Genomic DNA, 2619 nt, shown 5'->3' with positions numbered 1-2619 from the left:
CAAATTACGCGGGCCACGGCACGAAGGAGCAGCAAGGACGGCGCGCCGGTTGCGGCAGATCAGTGCGTCCGGATGACTGCACGGCCACGTGCCCTGGCAAACTCAGCCGCGTGTTGACCACCATCACCCTCCGGAACGTCGGTACCGCCGCAATCGTGGTCGGACTGCTCATCGCCCTGTTGACTCTCGGCACAACCACCGACCGTCCCTTTACGCTGGCCTGGCTGCTCGTACTCGTCGGGACCGGCCTGCGGTTGGAGGCCGCCATCCGTGCCCCGAAACGCCAGGAACGATAGCCCGACCGTTGACCTTCCCGGCAGTTCAGCAGCCCAACTGTCGGTGCGGCAGGGGTGGAGCTGGCGCAGTCCCCTCGGTGCGGGCGTGCTCCGACAGGTTGCCCGGCAACGTGCCGAATATCGGATGATCTGTGCGTGGAGATCATCCATCTGGTGCAGGCGGGAGTGACCTGGCCGCACCTGGATCGGGCGGCTGGTGCCACCTGGCTGGCCATGGTGTACGACAGCGCCAGGGCACTGCACGGTATGGTCACGACGTCGGTCGAGGAGCCGACGGTCGGCCGAAACCACTACCGGGTCGGGGTGCGACGGCGTGATGCCAAGCCGTTGAGCATCCTGTTCAACGCCGCGGTCTTCCTGGTCGCCACCAGGGCAGAGCTGAATCAGCCGCTCCACGAGCGGCACCTACATCTTCTGACCGAAGAAGAACGCCGGGATGTCGCCTACCACCAGCCAAGTCGGCTCGGTGACCTGCTGTTCAACTGGTTCGACTGAGCCGCGATGGTCACGGTTGCTGAGCACACGGTCAACTGGTCTGGCTATCGCACCGGGCATCGTGATTGGGGCTACCAGGAACTGCTTCCCGTCACCTTCGATCGCCTCCAGTACGAGGAAGCGCTGCGGGCGACAGTTCGCTGAGCAGGGGGGCCACATCATCACGCCGTCGGCTCGCAAGGATGAGCGTCCTCAACTCGGCACGACCGCATGTTGGATGCCGCCGCCCTTGGTCACGTTCTGTGACGCACGGTTGGCGGCAGATTCGGTAACTCTCCGCGCGACGATAGTGTCGAGCCGAAGGTCCCGCTGAACTGACCGCGCTCGGCGGGGCAGGATGGTTTGATGGCCGACGCAGCCCGAGACGCAGACGGTTACCCGGTTATCGACAGCGCTCGAGGGCCTGGCGATAGACCACCTCCACGAGTTCCGGCAGTTGCACAAGGCCATCGCCCTTATGCGTACGCGACGTCCACCGGCCACTCTGCGTCTACGCGGCCCTCCGGTGCGGATCCGGCTGACCTTCACTTGCCGGTTGAGTGCGGCAGAAGCCGGATTCCCGCTATGCGACGCCGGGGGTGGGGACACCGGTCCGAACCGCCTCGATGAAGCCGTCAGGTGGCAGGTAGTGATGTTCTTCAACGTAGTGGCCGATCAGCGCCGGTGCAGCGAAGTTCGTCCCGTCCACTCCGGTGAGCCAGATCTCGCCGTTCCCGCGGGCAACATCGGGACTTTTGCGGAGCCGCATGTCCGCCCGAATCGCGTGCTGAGGCTCGACCGCCGCCAGGCAGAACTGGCAGTAGTGGTATCCACGCATGAGACGTACTGGTCTGACGCCGAGGCTCACCAAGCGATCTTGAACGCCTGGCGGGCAGGCTCCTGCAGTAAAGGGCATGCTCCGATCCAGCCAACCGATGGCGACGGCGTCAGGAGCTCCCGGGTGGTAGTCATAGGGTGCCAAATCCGGGATGTACGTCACGCGCTCGATCATCGCACCCGCCACACTCTACGTATACGCGCTCGTCGGCACGATCGCGCTGGACGCCGCCGTCCTTGGTCACGTTCTGTGACGTCCGGTCGGTGGCAGATCCGGACGGCCACGCCACGGCGGATCCGTTAGCCTGACTGCGGTGGTCCGCCACCGACTGCGCTTCCACGTGACAGACCACGTGAATCATCGCGGAGAGACCTGAGCAGCTCAGGACATGTCCGGGTGGGGTGCGGCGCACTGTTGCGCCGACTTCATACCGCCGGTGCCCGACATCGGCAGACGAAAGGACATGACATGTCGTCGAAGGACGAGAAGAACCTGACGCAGGTGGCCAACAGGATCTCGAAGATGGACGAGCCGACCCGTTCGACGATGCAGCGGGTGCACGACATCATCATGGCCGCAGCCCCAACTCTGAAGCCGCGCATCTGGTACGGCATGCCCGCCTACGCGAAGTCGGCGAGCACACCCGCGCTCGTCACGCTGCGCATGGACGAACGATTGAACCTCGCGATCACCGAGAAGGCAGCCTTCCGCGCGGCAGGCGGCGCGGACGGGGGGCTGATGCCGGCCGCGTGGTACTTCGAGACGGTGGATGCCGTCACTGAGAGGCGCATCGCCGAGATCGTCCGCTCCGTGGTCGACTGATCGTCTGCTCCCCCCGTCCCGGGAAAAGGGGGACCGCACCTCGTCCCGGGGCGGGCCGAGGCAACGGCATGTGCGCTCACCTCGGCACGACCGCATGTTGGATGCCGCCACCCTTGGTCACGTTCTGTGTCGCCCGGTCGGCGGCAGTTGAGGATGTTCGGGCGGCGGTATGCGCCAGTCGATTGAGAT

At 65.3% G+C, this 2619-nt stretch carries 4 protein-coding genes; 3 read left to right on the top strand and 1 reads right to left on the bottom strand.

The genetic code is table 11. The features are described from left to right. The first annotated feature begins 110 nt into the window (after window positions 1–110). Complete coding sequence (locus tag Van01_RS32620) at window positions 111–296, top strand: hypothetical protein (protein ID WP_204015800.1); 186 nt, start codon at window positions 111–113, stop codon at window positions 294–296. A gap of 135 nt (window positions 297–431) precedes the next feature. Further along, window positions 432–791 carry a hypothetical protein gene (locus tag Van01_RS32615; RefSeq protein ID WP_239099448.1) on the top strand — a complete coding sequence of 120 codons (360 nt, stop codon included), beginning with the start codon at window positions 432–434 and terminating at the stop codon, window positions 789–791. A gap of 562 nt (window positions 792–1353) precedes the next feature. Here Van01_RS32615 and Van01_RS32610 read toward each other — a convergent pair. Beyond that, complete coding sequence (locus Van01_RS32610) at window positions 1354–1782, bottom strand: DUF7919 family protein (RefSeq protein ID WP_204015798.1); 429 nt, start codon at window positions 1780–1782, stop codon at window positions 1354–1356. A gap of 294 nt (window positions 1783–2076) precedes the next feature. On the opposite strand from Van01_RS32610, the gene Van01_RS32605 reads away from it, so the two are divergent. Next, window positions 2077–2430: a DUF1801 domain-containing protein gene (locus Van01_RS32605; RefSeq protein WP_204015796.1), complete on the top strand. Its 354-nt coding sequence runs from the start codon at window positions 2077–2079 to the stop codon at window positions 2428–2430. Window positions 2431–2619: the final 189 nt, after the last annotated feature.

It is taken from the genome of Micromonospora andamanensis (assembly GCF_016863495.1).
Classification (GTDB): Bacteria; Actinomycetota; Actinomycetes; order Mycobacteriales; family Micromonosporaceae; genus Micromonospora; species Micromonospora andamanensis.
The sequence above is the reverse complement of the archived record's forward strand: the minus strand, read 5'-3'. Positions and strand labels throughout refer to the sequence as shown.